Below are 16,773 nucleotides of genomic sequence, written 5' to 3' on the forward strand. Positions count from 1 at the left end.
CCAAGTTTTTCTTTCGCTTAAAACAAGAGGTGAACATACATGAAAATGAAACCCCCAGTAGAAAAAAACGAATACTATGACGTGACATTTGAGGATTTGACGCACGAAGGAGCGGGCGTCGCAAAGGTTCAGGGATTCCCGATATTCGTGCCGAACGCTCTTCCGGAAGAAAAAGCCCAAATCAAAGTGACCCGCGTAAAAAAAGGTTTTGCTTTCGGACGCTTGATTGAGCTGAAGGAAGAAAGCCCGCACAGAACGGACGCCCCGTGTCCGATTTACAAACAATGCGGAGGCTGCCAGCTTCAGCACATGACCTACGAAGGCCAGCTCCTGTTTAAACAGAAACAAGTCAAAGACGTCTTAGAACGCATCGGCAAGCTGGACCTTTCAAAAGTCACCGTGCACCCGACACTCGGCATGGAAGACCCGTGGAACTACAGAAACAAAGCACAGGTGCCGGTAGGAGAACGGGAAGGCGGACTCGTCGCGGGATTCTATCAGCAAAGAAGCCATGACATCATCGACATGAGCGCCTGCCTGATCCAGCAATCCAAAAACGACGAAGCCGTCCAAGCTGTCAAAGACATTTGCGCAAACTACGGTGTCAAAGCCTACAACGAAGAACGCCACAAAGGCTGGCTCCGCCACATCATGGTCAGATACGGCGTCGTTACGGGTGAAATGATGATTGTCTTCATCACAAAAACAAATGACTTCCCGCACAAAGCGAAGATTATCGAAGACATCACAGCAGCGTTCCCGAACGTCAAATCCATCGTGCAAAACATCAACCCAAACAAAACAAACGTCATCTTTGGGAACGAAACAAACGTCATCTGGGGCGAAGAATACATCTACGACCTCATCGGAGACGTCAAATTTGCCATCTCCGCCAGATCGTTTTATCAGGTTAACCCGGAGCAGACAAAGGTGCTCTACGACAAAGCGCTTGAGTACGCGGAGTTGAAAGGCGAAGAAACCGTCATTGACGCCTACTGCGGCATCGGAACGATTTCTCTCTTCCTGGCGAAGCAGGCGAAAAAAGTGTACGGCGTAGAAATTGTACCGGAGGCAATTGAGGATGCCAAACGCAACGCTGAGCTCAACGGCATCACAAACGCTGAGTTCGCGGTCGGGGAAGCGGAAACCGTGATTCCAAAGTGGTATGAAGAAGGCATCACGGCAGATACGCTCGTCGTCGACCCGCCAAGAAAAGGCTGCGACGAAGCCCTCCTGCGGACGATTGTGGAGATGAAACCGAAGCGGGTGGTGTATGTGTCCTGTAATCCTGGAACACTTGCAAGAGATTTGCGAGTGCTTGAGGATGGCGGGTATCAGACGCTCGAAGTGCAGCCTGTGGATATGTTTCCGCATACGAATCATGTGGAGGTAGTATCGCAGATGATTATAAAAAATGAAGCAGGCTCCCGATAAGGGTAATACCTGCTTCTATTCAAATGTTGGGGCGGCAAATCGGAAATTAATAACTGGTGTGCCGTCTTCTTTTACATCAATTCGATTGGATTGAGCGATGCAAAATTTCCGGTGTTAATTCATTAATGTTTAGAAATTGAAGAAGCTCTTGTTTCAGCTTGTCGATATTATCAATCATTTGCTCACTTTCAAGCATTGAGAGCATTTCATTTTTCTTTTCCGCAAGCTGAGTAAATTCATTATTGTATCTTCAACCATTTCTAAATACTCATCATGCCTTGATTTTTTCATCAGCAAGCATATTGATGAATTTCTATTTTCGTACTTTTTATACACCATTTGCTTGTTGAGCTTATCAAGCTTTTGTTGAATATCCTTCTTTGATTTCTTTGACTTCGCCTCAAGTACTTTCAAATATTGTTCTTTATCAATTTCTTTAACAAGTTTTTTGATATCATATAAAATCGTTTCTTTGAGAAAATCCTCTTTAATCGTGTTGGCGCTGCAAGCCTTTTTACCGTGACGAGCATAATTGCTGCAACTGTAACTATTTGGTCTAATATTTCTATACCACATGCCCTTTTCCGTAATCGTCGCAAAAGAGGATATTTGTAAATAAGTGAAGCTTCGGAGCAGTAATGAATTTCTTTCTTCATTAAATTTTGCACTGCTTCAAACATATCCCGTGAAATGACAGGTTCATGGGTATTTCAATTAACCATATCATCTCTGTCTTGTTTCTTTTGCTTTTTACTTGTAACACCACTCACAGTAGTTGTGCGCTCCTGAACCAAATCCCCAACATAATGAGAATTCGTTAAGTTGAGATTGATGGGTTGAGTCATTCCATTTGTCACTCGCATTTTTCTTTCCTGCAACATCAGTTGGTGTTTTGACTACTTCATTGTAAAGCCGTCGTGCGATACTTTTACGACCACTTCCTTCTAGATACTCCTTGTAAATTTGTGGCACAATTTCAAGTGTCTCATCTTTGCGAATATAGAGCTTACCTTCTTCAACTTCATAGCCGTATTGAGGATTAGAACCTTTAAACAAGCCTTTTTTTGCACGTGTTTTCAATGTTTCCTTTACACGATTACTTGTATTTTGTGATTCTTGTTCACACATCCACGCATATAGATCGAATATGTTAGTGTTACCGGATGATTGAAAAAGAATTATAAATTCTCTTTACAAGAATCTCTGATTATGATATAACTATCTTACAAAGATTATTTCACTTTGTAAAAAGGAATTCAAAATACTTTTATGAACTATAGAACAATAGTAGAGAAAAATATTAGAGCTAATAATGGGACAATAAACCAACGTGATCTAGTTATGCAAGAACAAAAAAGGAATTTAAAATACCTTGAAGAAGTACTTCTTGGGATTGGTTTTATTGCTGAATCTGTAGAAGTTTATCATAGAGAACTTTATGCCCTTTCATGAAAAGAAAGTTGAAAAGTTTAATGCTCTTTTATCTGTTATGGGATTAAGTAATTATAGGGTTACACCAGAAAACTTGAGTCAATTCTGCATAGGAATCAAAACAGAAACGGGAATAGACGAATACAAAATATTAGTAAAATTGCAAGATTAACACCAAACGAGTTAATTTGCGCGTATTTATTGAAGAGCAAGCACCACCAGATAACTGCTTATTTATGCTAAAAGACTTAGAAATATAAATATGGAGTGAATATTATGAAAAAAATTGCTATTATTGGCGGTGATAATCAAAAGGGATATAACAAGAAATTTAAAGCATTTCACTGTGAAGTTAAATACCATGATGGAAGAATGAAACGAACAGGTGTTAAAAATTACTTTAGGAATTTATTAAAGGATGTAGATTGTGTTATATTAATACCATCTGCTGTATCTCACGGAACCATGTATGCAGTTAAAGAAGTTGCCACTGATTTAGGTATTAAAGTGGTTTATCAACGAAGTAAAGGAATATCTGGTGTATTACAAGCTGTTCACGATAATGTTGCTTTTTAATAAAACCAAAATAAAGGAACTTCAAATACCTTTTTCTGATAAAATAAATTCATTTTTAGGAGTTGTTACTTTGGAGAATATCGAGATAATGGCAAGTAAAGTGAGCATGGAAATAAGTGATCGGTTAAGAGGTGAATTGCAATCTTATCAATATCATGAGGTTGCAAGTAGAATCTTTACAGCCAAATTTCTTTTAACAAATAAAAAACACTCACTAAAGATTCCGGCTGATACAACTTGGGAAAGCATTAGTTTATCTAATTATGGAATAGGCCAACAAATTAATACTTTCTTTGATGAGGTTGCAGATGAAAACAAAGCGGATCTCTACATATTAAAAACTTTTCCATTAGCCCAAATTAGTGACCACATCCTATATCACTGTTTAATGATAGTTGATAATTACTCTTTAAACTTAAATCAGTTCCAAGATTTTAATCTGACAGGACTATATTTTAAATCATTAGTGGAAAGTTTTTTCTTGAGAGATAAATATCAATCGTTTATTACACCACAAGGTTTAAATAAATTAATGGTTCAAATTCTCAAACCTACCAACGGAGAAGTTTACGATGGTGCAGCAGGAATAGGTAGTTCGTTAATTGAGGCTAATAAATTTGGTGATAACCTTTTTATGTACGGTCAGGAAATTATGGAATCAAGTGTGACACTTGCTTATATGAATGCGATTGTAAATGGAGTGGATTTAGCGAAGTTTACTATTGCTAAAGGTGATACATTATTTTCACCTGCGTTTACTGATAACGGAAGTAACTTGAAGAAATTTGATTACATTTTAATGAATCCTCCATTTGGCGTGAAATTAAATAATTTGGAGTATATGGATTATGATCCATATGGACGTTTTAGCGGAAGAATGGGGAAAATAAGTAAAATCCACGGTGATTTAGCATTCCTGCAACATGCAGTCGCATCTTTAAGCGAGCATGGGAAAGCAGCATTAGTTATTCCAGCAGGAGTACTGACACGAAGTTCATATGCAGAAAAGGCCTTTAGAGAGTATATTGTAAACGCAGATATTATTGAAACTGTTGTATTATTGCCGAATAAGATTTTACCTGCGACTGCTGTTCAAACCGTTTTGCTGGTATTAAATAAGAACAAGTTGCCAGAGAGAAAACAAAAAGTTTTATTTATTAATGCGGAGGATCAATATTCAAGTAAAGGCAGATCTCAAAATTTCTTAAGACAGAATCATATTGAGACGATTGTTTCGCGGTATGAGACATTCACAGGAAACAATGAAGATGTCAAAATTTCTGACATTCAAGAAATTCAACAGAACGAATACAATCTAAACCCTAATCAGTACTTTACAAGCCATACCATTGAATCCGAATTTGGAAATGTAGTAATTAATAAAGCCTTATATAACAGCAAGGTTGAAAATAAAAGAGCATTAAAAGAAATAGCACAATTATCCCGTGGGGTAAACTTGCCACCTAAAAGCAAGTTAACGGAAGGGAAAACAGGATACAAGGTTATTCAGTTAAAAGATGTTGAGAACGGCATCATTAACTTAGATAACATCGAAGAAATTTCTGTTAAAAATGCGGAGCGCTATATGGTTCAAAGTGATGACATTATTATCGCAAGTCGAGGAACAGCCTTTAAAGTGGCAATAGTCCCCGAACTTGATGAACCACTTGTTTTGTCTAATATGTTTATACGAATTCGAGTCTTAGATCAATCTTATATACCTGAATATATTAAAGTTTTCCTCGAAAGCCCAGTTGGGGTTGCTCTCATAGAGGGAATGCAAAAAGGTGGTACAGTAAAAGCTTTGACTACAAGTGATATTGAGGATATCGAGTTTCCTGATGTTAATTTTCAAGAGCAAATGGAGATTGTTCAGAGTGTTAGAAATGCTGAACAGAAATATAACGATTTAATCCAACAAGCAAAAGAAATATTAAAGCAAGGCAAGTTGAGTGCTTATAACAAAATGGGAATCGGAAATGTAATTGAGGGTCTAGATTAATTTTTATTAGTGTCAGCTCATGTGTTAGATTTGTGAGCTGACTACTTCAAGATTATAGGTCCTTTATGATGATTTTAAAACGATATAATAGATATGGAGATATAAAGGGGATGAAATCCCATAAAATTTAAATAATCATTTCATCCTTATAATTAATGAGATATGATAAATAGAATTGGGGGTTATTTTAATGGCTAAAAAGAAAGATACAAAAGAAAAGAGTATGGAGGAAACATTATGGGATTCCGCCAATAAATTACGCGGATCCGTTGAGGCTTCAGAATATAAACACGTTGTTTTAGGATTAATCTTTTTGAAATTTGCTAGTGATAAATTTGAAGAACGAAAAGCGGAGTTAATTGATGAGGGTAAAGAAAAATATGTTGATATGGTTGAGTTTTACACCATGAAAAATGTATTCTATCTGCCTGAAATTTCACGATGGAGTTACTTAGTAGAGAACGCAAAACAAGAAGATATTGCATTGAAAATTGATAAAGCACTTTTTACAGTTGAGAAAAATAACCCATCGCTTAAAGGTGCTTTACCTGATAATTATTACTCTCGTTTAAATTTTGATGTAAATAAATTAGCATCCTTAATAGATACGATTAATAACATCAATACGCTTAAAGATAAGCAACAAGATATTGTAGGTCGGATTTATGAGTATTTCCTAAGTAAGTTTGCATTGGCAGAAGGGAAAGGAAAAGGAGAATTCTACACGGCAAAAAGTATCGTAAATCTTATTGCAGAAATGCTTGAACCATATAAAGGTAAAATTTATGACCCTGCTTGTGGTTCAGGAGGTATGTTTGTTCAATCAGTAAAGTTTATTGAATCACATCAGGGAAATAAGAAAGATATATCGATTTACGGACAGGAGTATACAACTACAACCTACAAACTGGCAAAGATGAACCTAGCTATAAGAGGAATCTCGGCTAATCTTGGAGAGACTGCTGCTAATACTTTCTTTAATGATCAGCATAAAGATTTGAAGGCAGATTTCATAATGGCCAATCCTCCATTTAACCAGAAACAATGGAGAGCTGAGAATGAGTTAACTGATGATCCACGTTGGGCAGGATACGAAGTACCACCTATAGGAAATGCTAACTATGCTTGGATTCTAAATATTGTATCTAAACTATCTGAGAATGGTGTAGCCGGTTTTTTATTGGCGAATGGTGCATTGAGTGGTGGCGGCGATGAATATAAAATACGTAAAAAACTGATTGAAAATGATTTAGTCGAGTCTATCATTGTATTACCGCAAAATATGTTTTATACAACTAATATAAGTGTTACCCTTTGGATACTTAATAAAAACAAAAAGGCTCGTACTGTTGAACAAAATGGAAATTTAAAAAGGTATCGTAACAGAGAAAAAGAAGTATTATTTATGGATTTACGAGAAATGGGTGTTCCATTTGAAAAAAAATATATTCAGTTTTCGGAAGAAGATATTGCAAAGGTTACGAACACATACCATAACTGGCAACAAACTGATTACGAGACTAAATATCAAAACATCCCAGAATTTTGTTATAGTGCAACATTTGAAGAAATTGCAAAAAAAGATTTCTTGCTAGTACCTAGTAATTACATCGAGTTTGCAAATCGTGATGAAGATATTGATTTCAATGAAAAAATGAGATTGTTACAAAGTGAAATTACTGACCTACTTAAAGCTGAAGAAGACTCTAAAAAGGATTTATTAAATGTTTTTAAGGAGTTAGGTTATGAAATCGAATTATAAGAGGATTGGGGATTGCATCAGGTTAATTGACGAAAGGAATGTTAATCTTGATGTAACAACCCTTTTAGGACTAAGTATTACAAAAGAATTCATCCCATCTGTTGCGAATATTGTTGGAACAGATTTAAAAAACTATAAAATTATAAGAAAAAACCAGTTTGCTTGTAGCACTATGCAGGTAAGGCGAGACAAGAAAATGCCAGTTGCTTTGTTAAAGGATTTTGATGAAGCAATCATATCGGCAGCCTACCCTGTTTTTGAAGTCGTAGATACAGAAGTAGTATCACCAGAGTATTTAATGATGTGGTTTAGTAGGGGTGAGTTTGATAGAGAAGCATGCTTTTATGCTATTGGTGGCGTTAGAGGAAGCATAGAATGGGAAGATTTTTGTGATATGAAACTCCCTGTCCCCCCTATTAAAAGGCAAAAGGAAATAGTAAGAGAATATAAAATACTACTTGATAGAATAAAATTGAACAAGAGCATACATCAGAAACTGTCAGAAACAGCAAAATCTATTTACAATGAATGGTTTATTAATTATGAATTTCCAGATGAAGAAGGAAATCCTTATAAATCTTGTGGTGGTGAAATGAAAAATAGTGATTTAGGAGAAATTCCTAAGTCGTGGAATATTGGAAGTTTATTCGATATATTAGAACTTCAAAGAGGTTTTGATTTACCAACACAGGACAGAAAAAATGGAGGATATCCAATTTTCGCTTCAACAGGGATAGCTGGAAGGCATAATGATTATAAAGTGAAAGGGCCCGGAATTGTTACAGGACGGAGTGGTTCACTAGGAGAAGTTTTTTATGTTGATGAAGATTTTTGGCCCCTTAACACTACATTGTGGGTAAAGTCTTTTAAACATGCCACCCCAATATTTTCTTATTATGTTCTTAGTTCAATAAATATGATGGATTATAACAGTGGTTCTGCTGTTCCAACACTTAATAGAAATCATATTCATTTACATCCTGTTATAATTCCAGACATAAATACAATCAATAAGTTTGAATCAATAGTAAAAGGCCTATTTTCTTACCAGAAGCTAATAACACAGGAAAAGAAAGCTTTGGATAAATTAAGAAGTATATTACTTTCGAAACTTTCAGTCAATCCCTTAAATGTGGAGGAATAGCCTATGAAATTCACCGAAGAAACGCTAGAGCAAGCTGTAATCGAGCTTTTTGAAACTGAAGATTATCAACATAGGAATGGGAACCAATTTCATAAGGAAATACATGATGTACTACTACGTGATGATTTAAAAGCATTTTTACTCAAGCGTTATTCGAATGACGAAATTACACTTAATGAGATAGACAGTATAATCCGGCAATTGGAAGTGTTACCTGCATCAACTTTGTACGATAGCAATAAAGCCATTATCAAAATGATTTCTGATGGTTTTATTCTAAAACGAGAAGACCACAGTAAAAAAGATTTATTTATTCAATTAATAGACTTTGACCTAAATAATATTGACAATAATTTATTTAGAATAGTGAACCAATTAGAAATACAAGGGTATGAAAAACGTATTCCTGATGCAATTGTTTACGTTAACGGTTTACCTTTAGTAGTAATAGAGTTCAAGAGTGCTGTTAAAGAAAATACGACAATAAAGGATGCTTATACTCAGCTTACTGTTCGTTATCAGAGGGATATCCCTGAACTTTTTAAGTATAATGCATTTTGTGTTATTAGTGATGGAGTAAATAATAAGGCTGGTTCTTTATTTGCTCCCTACGATTTCTTTTATGCATGGCGAAAAATAGAAGGCAATGAATCGTTTGAAAAAGATGGCATTGATTCACTTTATTCAATGGTGAAGGGTTTATTTAACCAAAAACGATTCCTAGAAGTGGTACGTCACTTCATCTATTTCCCTGATACAAGCAGCAAAAAGGAAAAAATTGTTCCTCGTTATCCACAATATTATGCGGCAACAAAATTATTGAAAAGTATTAAGAGAAACATGAGGCCGCAAGGTTCTGGTAAGGGTGGTACGTATTTTGGAGCGACAGGTTCTGGTAAGAGTTATACCATGCTATATCTTACAAGACTTTTAATGAGAGATAAAGACCTACAAAGCCCTACTGTTGTCTTGATATCGGATAGAACTGATTTAGATGATCAACTTGCGGGACAATTTACAAATGCAAAGTATTTTATTGGTGATGATCAAGTCATAAGTGTGGAAAGTCGGGAAGATTTAAAAGCTTACCTACAAAATAGAAAAAGTGGTGGCGTATTCTTAACTACTATTCAGAAGTTTAATGAAGATGTTGATTTGCTAACTGATAGAAACAATGTTATTTGTATTTCGGACGAAGCCCATCGTTCACAAACAAATCTTGACCAAAAAATAAAAATTACTAAAGATGGTGTCGAGAAAAAATATGGTTTTGCCAAGCATTTACACAATTCTCTGCCTAATGCAACTTATGTTGGTTTTACTGGAACACCGGTGGATGCAACCATAGATGTATTTGGGGAAGTAGAAGATGCTTACACAATGATCGAAGCTGTATACGATGAGATAACTGTACGGATTGTTTATGAAGGAAGAGCTGCTAAAGTAAATCTAAATGAAACAAAATTAAATGAAATCGAAGAATACTATAAAGTGTGCGAGACTGCTGGAGCTAATGAATATCAGATCGATGAAAGTAAAAGAGCAGTAACCCAAATGGAAGTTATTCTTGGTGATCCTAAACGGTTAAAATTAGTGGCTGAAGATTTTGTAGAGCATTATGAAAAGAGAATTGAAGAAGGCGCAACAGTAAAAGGTAAGGCAATGTTTGTCGCTGCCAACCGACATATTGCTTATGACTTGTATAAGGAAATTATTGCACTACGACCAGAGTGGGCAGAAGTTAGAATCTGTGACGAAGGTGTAGAGCTTTCTGATAAAGAAAAAAAAGAAATTAAACCATTGGAAAAAATTAAAATGGTCATGACTCGTAATAAAGATGACAGTAAAGAACTGTATGACCTGTTAGGTACGAAAGAATATCGTAAAGAGTTAGATAGACAATTTAAAAATGAAAAATCAAACTTCAAAATAGCCATCGTTGTCGATATGTGGTTAACGGGATTTGATGTACCATCACTAGATACAATATACATTGATAAGCCTATTCAGCAACACACATTAATTCAGACTATTTCAAGAGTAAACAGAGTTTATGAAGGTAAAGAAACTGGATTAGTTGTCGATTATTTTGGAATAAAGAGCAATTTAAATGTAGCGATGAAAAAATATGGTGTTGTAGAGGGCGAAAATTTTGATGGTATCGATAAGGCAGTTGTCATTGTAAAGGACCAGCTAGATTTATTAGGAAAAATCTTTTATAAATTTGATAATACTGCATATTTTCAAGGAACCCCATTGCAACAGCTACAGTGCCTAAATCTAGCGGCAGAATTTGTACAACAAACGGAGCAATTAGAAAAACGCTTTATGGCTATAACGAAGAAACTTCGCTCTGCCTACAATTTATGTGTGTCGAGTGAAAATATAAGCCAAATGGAAAGAGATTATATTCACTATTACCTAGCTATAAGGTCCATCATCCATAAACTAACAAAAGGTGATGCTCCGGACACTGCTCAAATGAATGAAAAAGTAAGGCAGATGATGGAGGAAGCGTTAATAAGTGAAGGGGTAGAAGAAGTATTCAAGTTAGATAAAAATGACCCGAAAAATAGTGCGGATTTATTTAGTGATGAATACTTAGCTAAGATTAATAAAATCAAACTACCAAACACTAAAATTAAGCTTCTACAAAAACTACTGTCAAAAGCAATTGAGGAATTTAAAAAAACCAATAAAATTCAGGGTGTCGACTTTTCAGAAAGATTTAAAAAATTGGTTAAACAATATAATGAAAGAAAAGACTTCCAAGCTTTGCAAAGTGATGTTTTGGATGATGTTGCAGAACAATTTGCTGATTTGTTCGCAGAACTAATGAAAGAGCGGGACTCTTTCAAGGAGTTAGGGATTGATTATGAGGAAAAGGCTTTTTACGATATTCTCAAAGCAATTTCCGAGAAACATGAATTTGAATACCCGCACGACAAACTTATTAAACTATCACAAGAAATAAAGGCAATTATCGCGGATAAAGCTAAATATACAGACTGGTCGAGTAGAGATGATATTAAGGCAGAGCTAAAAGTTGATCTTATATTAACGCTTGCTGAAAACGATTACCCTCCTGTCCCTAAAGACGAGATCTTTAAAGAGATATTCGAACAGTCAGAGAACTTTAAGAAGTTTAGGGCTTAATTTAAGACGAACCTATTTTTTTAAGTATTAAAAGAAGAGATGCTTATGCATCTCTTCCCTGTCTGACATACAAGTTGCACTAACAACTTAGTTAAGTATGGACAGAGATAAACCAAAGTATAAGGTACATTTAAGTAATTTATAAGGTGTTTAAGGGGAAAGTATGGATAGAAAAAGTTTGATTGAATTTTATAAAGAAACGGGTTATAAAACAAAAAGTTTATCTATAAGAGGAATACCTCCTAGACCTAGCAAGTGGAATGTTCCCCTTTTTATTAAAAAAGTATATCCTGAAAATATTGACCTATTTAAAAGTTCTTTGAATAATAATCAGGTTGAAATTGAATTAGAACAGGAAGATTTAGAATATTTTAAGGCGTTATTGTTACATGAATCTTTATTTAACTTTTATAAGGCTTTTTATAACTATTTATGTGCATTAAAACTATATGATGGTGGACTACAACATTGGATCGAAATTACTGCATATTATGCAAAATTTTATATAGCAAACAGTATTATTACCTTATCGGGAAAGTCAAGATATATAGTTTCTGGGAGTAGTGATAACTTCGTTGAGGATATTTATAAGCTAGTAAATAATAAAGGTTATCAAAATAATATAAATAAGAACGGAAGTTTTGTGGCAAGTCATGCAAAGTACGGCATTGAAATCGATATTAATCCATTTTTAAATGAAGGAAAACTGATAATCACTATTAATTTAGGAAGCGGTGGTTCACATGGATACGTCTGGAATAAGTATTCTGCTTTAAATACAGAAGAATTCGGTATCACTGAAATGACCTATAGTTACCCGCAGCATCTTACCGAAGAAAGAAACCTTGAGAATTATTCTTTTGAAGGTTATAGACAATTGGACTTTAATTTGGAATTGGATAATTTTAAGAGTTACTTCCAAAGAGAATATATCAAAAAACAATCAAATCTAATTTATACTAGTGAAACAGCTATAATACTTGGAGTAATTGGTGAATTGTTTAATTTATTTGAGGAATTAAAGGTAAATGAATTACCAATTGAAAAAGAAAAATTAATACATATGTGCAAATACACATTAGGTGACTCTGAACAATCCAAGAAATTGTCAGATTTAATTAGCTCCGGTTTTCCAATTAAGAATAAATATTTAGACGAGTATCATTGGTATGAATCAAATTAAAATATTTTGCGTAGACAAGCTGAAACAATTGGTGATATAAATGAAACTTTTATTATGCCTTGAGTGTAACGATATATTTAGCCTCGACCTAAAAATGAAAAAAATGTAGCTGTGGAAAGTCAAGGGGCAATACATTTACAATACCAAGAAATTATTAACATTTACCAAAAAAGAAAAGTACATACCTCAACCCATGAATTAGAGCGAAGGCCGTAGCCTCGCTTTTTCTAAAAGGTGAAAATTACTTTGATCTTTTGTTTTCAGTTTGCATTTCTGAATTAATTAATAGGTCCGTTCTCCACAGAGAAGTTTTTTTACTCACCTTCACCCAGTCTTCTTTCTCTAGTAATCTCGTTCATTTCAATGTAAGACTTAGCTTTCAATCTCTTTTTTCTTTAAGAAGGTTCATACTGTCAGATTTAAGTTTCTTAATTTAAATTTCAAATGCTAGGTTTCATTTAGGATTTCTAACTAGGAAAATTGAAATAGGACACTTTTATTTATGTGTTTTGAAGTAAAATATAGTTGGTATTCAAACTATAAGGAGGAGAGCTGAATGCTTGATTATAATTTAGAGTGATTTTTGTTACGAAGCCCATCATCAAAGAAGTTTTTGAAGAAATAGAAAAGAATTTTGTGGAATATTTTGATAAATATTTTTTGGCGGAATAGTAGCGACTAATGTGACAATTGAATCTCTTAAAGAAAAAATGAAGATTAATAGTAATATTAAGATTTCGATAGACAAATCTAAATTTCAAAAAAGTAGCTTACTACTATTCACTTCTCCCGATTGTGACCTCACCATCATGGAAAAATTCAATAACAAAACCGTGGTCGCTGTACATATAAGTATCTGAACCTACAGCAAGTACGTCATCTAGCACTTCTATTGCATTTTCTATGTAGTCCTCACAACAGGAACATCCGATGGATTCGATAGAAGATTAATGGTTGTATCTACAATCCCTTGAGACTTTCATATTATATAGATCATCATAGGTTTCTATATTTCTTTTTGAGGTACTTTGTCCTATTCAATTCTAGCCCAACTGGTTATCGGGAATTTGTTGTTTGGTGTCTTAAAGTATTGTTCGGTTAGCTCATCTGATAAAATTACTTTAGGATCTCTAAGGGCTTCGATGCATTCTTCAAATAAGTCCAAAATTTCCACCTCGTTATTTGTTAAGATGTTTAAGTAATGATATGAAGGTGTTTTCATCAGTTCGTCAAATTAATTTTGAAGTGCAATAAACATGGAAGCATAAATTTGATCACAAACTTGTAATGAATTAGGGATTTATGGAAATGAATGATTTTCTTCACTATCCTTTGTATTAAAGATAATAGGTTTGTTTTTTCGGTTTCCATAAAAGCCAACCTGAGAATATAAAATAGCCCAGCAGTAAAAAGCTGAGCTATTTTTGAATTATAAACCGAAGTAGTTTATTACAAACTGTTTATCATCCTCATCTTCAGGCAATATTCCTAAATTTTTATATTCCCACACTACTTGTCGTTGAGTACCGTTTAAGTCTGAGGCAATAACATCGGTGTAATCATAATCTATTGAAAACTTCCCGCTTCGTTCTAGATGCAAAGTGAGGTTTGTCCATAAGTCTTCATTGTTTGTTTTAAATTCATTTCGTAACTCTTCGAAATAATCATGCAATTCATATAGAAGTGCGTCATAAATATCTTCATCAACATTAAAGTGCTCAGGAATATCGTGTGAATATATATATTCCTGATTTTGTGGAGTAGTAAAGAAGAAGTAAACTTCTGAAGAATCATCTAAAACTTCGGCATAAAGAGCAACCTTTTCCCACTCAGAGGAGATAATTTCATTTATTTGCTCAGCGATTTTTTGATATAGTACTCCCATCTTTTCAGTTTCCACAATATCAGCCTCCTGCTTGATTTTTTATTCTAACATTTTTAAATCTTTTATTTCCGATCTTATATTTGACCTTAAATAAATTAGGTCTTAAAGAGTCTCCACTATAAATAGGCTTAATTTCAATTGTTACTAATTTGGGAGGTTCTTCTTTAAGAGCCTTTGCCCACTCCTGCTCCATCTCATACCATTTCCCGCCGCTCCTATTAATCTGAGAATTCATCGGCACGATATTGTCGAACTGGCCTGAGCCTTTGAATTGGGTGGCGATTAAATGGCCTCCGTCATCGTCAGGCTTTCGGTCTTGGGGCTTTCCAGCATTCGACTGTGCATATTGGTTTCGTTTTGCTTCTCCCAGCTGCAAGTCTGCTTTGACACTTGTAATTCTACCATAGTTGTCAGTCGTGTACGTGTAGCCTTCTTTTGTTTTATAAACGACATTTGGCTTCAGCACTTTCTTTCTGCTCCATTTTGCATAATGCTCGCCGTATTTGACGGTTACCGGCGGTACATGTGGCGCTGGAGTTCGTCTTCCGCTTGATGACGTTCCGTATGGTTTCGGAAGGATGACCTTGGCGAATTTTTGCAGTCCCTCTTTAAGTGTGACCCCGTTGACTGCGTTGTAAGGAACGCCTGCCGGCACTAAGTCATGACGGGGATGATAGGGGAGAATATCCGCTAGTGTGAGATCTTCGATTTGATTTAATTTGGTTTTGACGTGTTTTTTTGATACTTCTATGCCTTTGTTTACCTTTTGTTTGATATGATCAATGGTTTGTTTTGAAACTGTTATGGCTTTTTGTGCTGTTGCTGATTTGCTTGCTGCTGTTTTGACTTTGGTCGTCACTTTGGCGGCTGTGCCTGTTTTAGAGACGGCGCCAACACCTTTTGTGCCGACAACTGATGTGACAACCGTGCCAACCGCATATGACACCCATCTTGCTCTTGAGTAGGTGTCACCATTCACCATGTCTTTTTGATACGATTCTTCGATTGCCGCTGAAATGGCTTCATACGTTTTGATCGGGTGAGCCATCGCTCCGGTAATCGCTTCAACGGTTCCTCCCGGATCTGTGACCATATCCCACAGGCCTACGACCGCGTCTTTCCCGGAATCATAAAGGCCGACGGCAACCCCTTTGAAGCCTGCTTCAAACTCACGCGTGTTTTCAATTTGGGTGAAATATCTCTGTTGTTCTGCTGTCAGATTTTCATAGCCGATCGTTTTTGCCATTTCGTAGAATTCATCGGCATCTGCATAATCGTAGTTTTTCAGTCTTTCTTTTAATTTTTCAATCTTGCGTTCCTTCGCTTCCTCTTTCTTAATCTTCAAGTAAGCCTCAGTCCGCTTTTCAATGTCGCCTTTTTTCTTATGTATGTCACTCTCACGGTACGCCTTGGCGTTGTAGTGGATGGGTGTGGCGTTTTTGCCTTTACCCGTTGCTTCTTGGAGCTTTTGGAAGTCGGATTTGATGAATTGTTCGTTTGGTTCAGACAGGGCGTATTCTGTTTTCAGGTCTTCGTCCAAGGCGTCCAATTTTTCCAGTGTTTTTTTGCGTTTGTCGTTGGCATCGGCCAGCTCGTCTTTGAAGGTTTCGGTTGAAAACAGGTCGAGCGGGAGGATGTCGTCGATATCGTTTAAGATGTCTTTCATCGCTTTTTTCTGTTCAGACATGATAGATTTTGATTTTTTATTTGCATTTGCCAGTTCGTGCTCCAGGAAGGATTCTTCGATGTATGCGTCTGAGAGGCCTTTGTCCTCGGCGGCTCCGGCGATGCTGTTGAAAAATGCGATTTTCATATTGATGTAGTCGATCCACTGGTCGGTGACGCCGACGTGGTCGTGATAGAAGGCTTTGATGTTGCTGGCGCCTTTTCCTGAAAATTCGCTGTCACTGAGATCAGCTACGCTTTTTAACGCTTTTCTCAAATTTACCATTTGCGTTCTTAGTTCTTTATACTCTTTTGCATGGTCTGTCGCTTCCGAAAGCAGTGTTTTCGCTTCAAATACTTTCATGACCATTTCCCTTCTTTTGTTCACTCAATATCAAAATTTTACCACGGGGCGGGATGAGGGTGGGGGTGAGAACGTGTTTTGGTGGAAAAATGAGTCATTTGGCATGTGTCTTTATTCATGAAGGGATTGTGTAAACATAGTCGAAATGATTATTGGTAGACAGTTAAAGGA

Annotated in this window: 12 protein-coding genes; 8 read left to right on the forward strand and 4 right to left on the reverse strand. The window is 35.7% G+C overall.

Annotated elements, in window-relative coordinates:
• Nucleotides 1–39: 39 nt before the first annotated feature.
• Entirely contained in the window at nt 40–1,434 is a 1,395-nt protein-coding gene (gene rlmD / locus ACFVP7_RS03740) for a 23S rRNA (uracil(1939)-C(5))-methyltransferase RlmD (protein ID WP_396582986.1), read from the forward strand.
• Between the two features lie 174 nt (nt 1,435–1,608).
• Here the strand turns inward: rlmD and ACFVP7_RS03745 are convergent, their stop codons facing one another.
• Both ACFVP7_RS03745 and ACFVP7_RS03750 read right to left on the reverse strand, forming a co-directional pair.
• Complete coding sequence (locus ACFVP7_RS03745) at nt 1,609–2,010, reverse strand: hypothetical protein (protein ID WP_396582987.1); 402 nt, start codon at nt 2,008–2,010, stop codon at nt 1,609–1,611.
• 174 nt (nt 2,011–2,184) lie between these two features.
• The gene (locus tag ACFVP7_RS03750) at nt 2,185–2,514 is read right to left on the reverse strand and encodes a recombinase family protein (protein WP_396582988.1); all 330 of its coding nucleotides are present in this window, start codon (nt 2,512–2,514) and stop codon (nt 2,185–2,187) included.
• Between the two features lie 189 nt (nt 2,515–2,703).
• Between ACFVP7_RS03750 and ACFVP7_RS03755 the strand changes: the two genes are divergently transcribed.
• From ACFVP7_RS03755 to ACFVP7_RS03785, 7 genes are all read left to right on the forward strand, one after another.
• Complete coding sequence (locus tag ACFVP7_RS03755; RefSeq protein WP_396582989.1) at nt 2,704–2,886, forward strand: hypothetical protein; 183 nt, start codon at nt 2,704–2,706, stop codon at nt 2,884–2,886.
• A gap of 255 nt (nt 2,887–3,141) precedes the next feature.
• The gene (locus tag ACFVP7_RS03760) at nt 3,142–3,441 is read left to right on the forward strand and encodes a DUF2325 domain-containing protein (protein WP_396582990.1); all 300 of its coding nucleotides are present in this window, start codon (nt 3,142–3,144) and stop codon (nt 3,439–3,441) included.
• A gap of 70 nt (nt 3,442–3,511) precedes the next feature.
• Nucleotides 3,512–5,443 carry an N-6 DNA methylase gene (locus tag ACFVP7_RS03765; RefSeq protein ID WP_396582991.1) on the forward strand — a complete coding sequence of 644 codons (1,932 nt, stop codon included), beginning with the start codon at nt 3,512–3,514 and terminating at the stop codon, nt 5,441–5,443.
• A 190-nt stretch (nt 5,444–5,633) separates the two neighbouring features.
• On the forward strand, nt 5,634–7,205 hold the full coding sequence (locus tag ACFVP7_RS03770) for an N-6 DNA methylase (protein WP_396582992.1): 1,572 nt from the start codon (nt 5,634–5,636) through the stop codon (nt 7,203–7,205).
• Nucleotides 7,189–8,349 carry a restriction endonuclease subunit S gene (locus ACFVP7_RS03775; RefSeq protein ID WP_396582993.1) on the forward strand — a complete coding sequence of 387 codons (1,161 nt, stop codon included), beginning with the start codon at nt 7,189–7,191 and terminating at the stop codon, nt 8,347–8,349. The genes ACFVP7_RS03770 and ACFVP7_RS03775 overlap by 17 nt, the downstream gene beginning before the upstream one ends.
• Before the next feature lie 3 nt (nt 8,350–8,352).
• Nucleotides 8,353–11,505 carry a type I restriction endonuclease subunit R gene (locus ACFVP7_RS03780; protein WP_396582994.1) on the forward strand — a complete coding sequence of 1,051 codons (3,153 nt, stop codon included), beginning with the start codon at nt 8,353–8,355 and terminating at the stop codon, nt 11,503–11,505.
• A 163-nt stretch (nt 11,506–11,668) separates the two neighbouring features.
• Nucleotides 11,669–12,688, forward strand: coding sequence for a hypothetical protein (locus ACFVP7_RS03785; protein WP_396582995.1), 1,020 nt, complete (start codon nt 11,669–11,671; stop codon nt 12,686–12,688).
• A 1,429-nt stretch (nt 12,689–14,117) separates the two neighbouring features.
• Here ACFVP7_RS03785 and ACFVP7_RS03790 read toward each other — a convergent pair.
• On the reverse strand, nt 14,118–14,588 hold the full coding sequence (locus tag ACFVP7_RS03790) for an antitoxin YezG family protein (RefSeq protein ID WP_396582996.1): 471 nt from the start codon (nt 14,586–14,588) through the stop codon (nt 14,118–14,120).
• 4 nt (nt 14,589–14,592) lie between these two features.
• The gene (yeeF, locus tag ACFVP7_RS03795) at nt 14,593–16,602 is read right to left on the reverse strand and encodes an LXG family T7SS effector deoxyribonuclease toxin YeeF (RefSeq protein ID WP_396582997.1); all 2,010 of its coding nucleotides are present in this window, start codon (nt 16,600–16,602) and stop codon (nt 14,593–14,595) included.
• Nucleotides 16,603–16,773 lie beyond the last annotated feature (171 nt).

Origin of the sequence: Bacillus sp. SG20033, from assembly GCF_044570195.1 — a bacterium.
Lineage (GTDB): Bacteria > Bacillota > Bacilli > Bacillales > Bacillaceae > Bacillus > Bacillus subtilis.

What these genes read in the sequence shown, in the direction of transcription:
- rlmD (WP_396582986.1), top strand. Translation starts at nt 40, where the DNA reads ATGAAAATGAAACCCCCAGTAGAAAAAAACGAATACTATGACGTGACA.
- ACFVP7_RS03745 (WP_396582987.1), bottom strand. Translation starts at nt 2,010, where the DNA reads ATGTGGTATAGAAATATTAGACCAAATAGTTACAGTTGCAGCAATTAT.
- ACFVP7_RS03755 (WP_396582989.1), top strand. Translation starts at nt 2,704, where the DNA reads ATGAACTATAGAACAATAGTAGAGAAAAATATTAGAGCTAATAATGGG.
- ACFVP7_RS03760 (WP_396582990.1), top strand. Translation starts at nt 3,142, where the DNA reads ATGAAAAAAATTGCTATTATTGGCGGTGATAATCAAAAGGGATATAAC.
- ACFVP7_RS03770 (WP_396582992.1), top strand. Translation starts at nt 5,634, where the DNA reads ATGGCTAAAAAGAAAGATACAAAAGAAAAGAGTATGGAGGAAACATTA.
- ACFVP7_RS03775 (WP_396582993.1), top strand. Translation starts at nt 7,189, where the DNA reads ATGAAATCGAATTATAAGAGGATTGGGGATTGCATCAGGTTAATTGAC.
- ACFVP7_RS03780 (WP_396582994.1), top strand. Translation starts at nt 8,353, where the DNA reads ATGAAATTCACCGAAGAAACGCTAGAGCAAGCTGTAATCGAGCTTTTT.
- ACFVP7_RS03785 (WP_396582995.1), top strand. Translation starts at nt 11,669, where the DNA reads ATGGATAGAAAAAGTTTGATTGAATTTTATAAAGAAACGGGTTATAAA.
- yeeF (WP_396582997.1), bottom strand. Translation starts at nt 16,602, where the DNA reads ATGAAAGTATTTGAAGCGAAAACACTGCTTTCGGAAGCGACAGACCAT.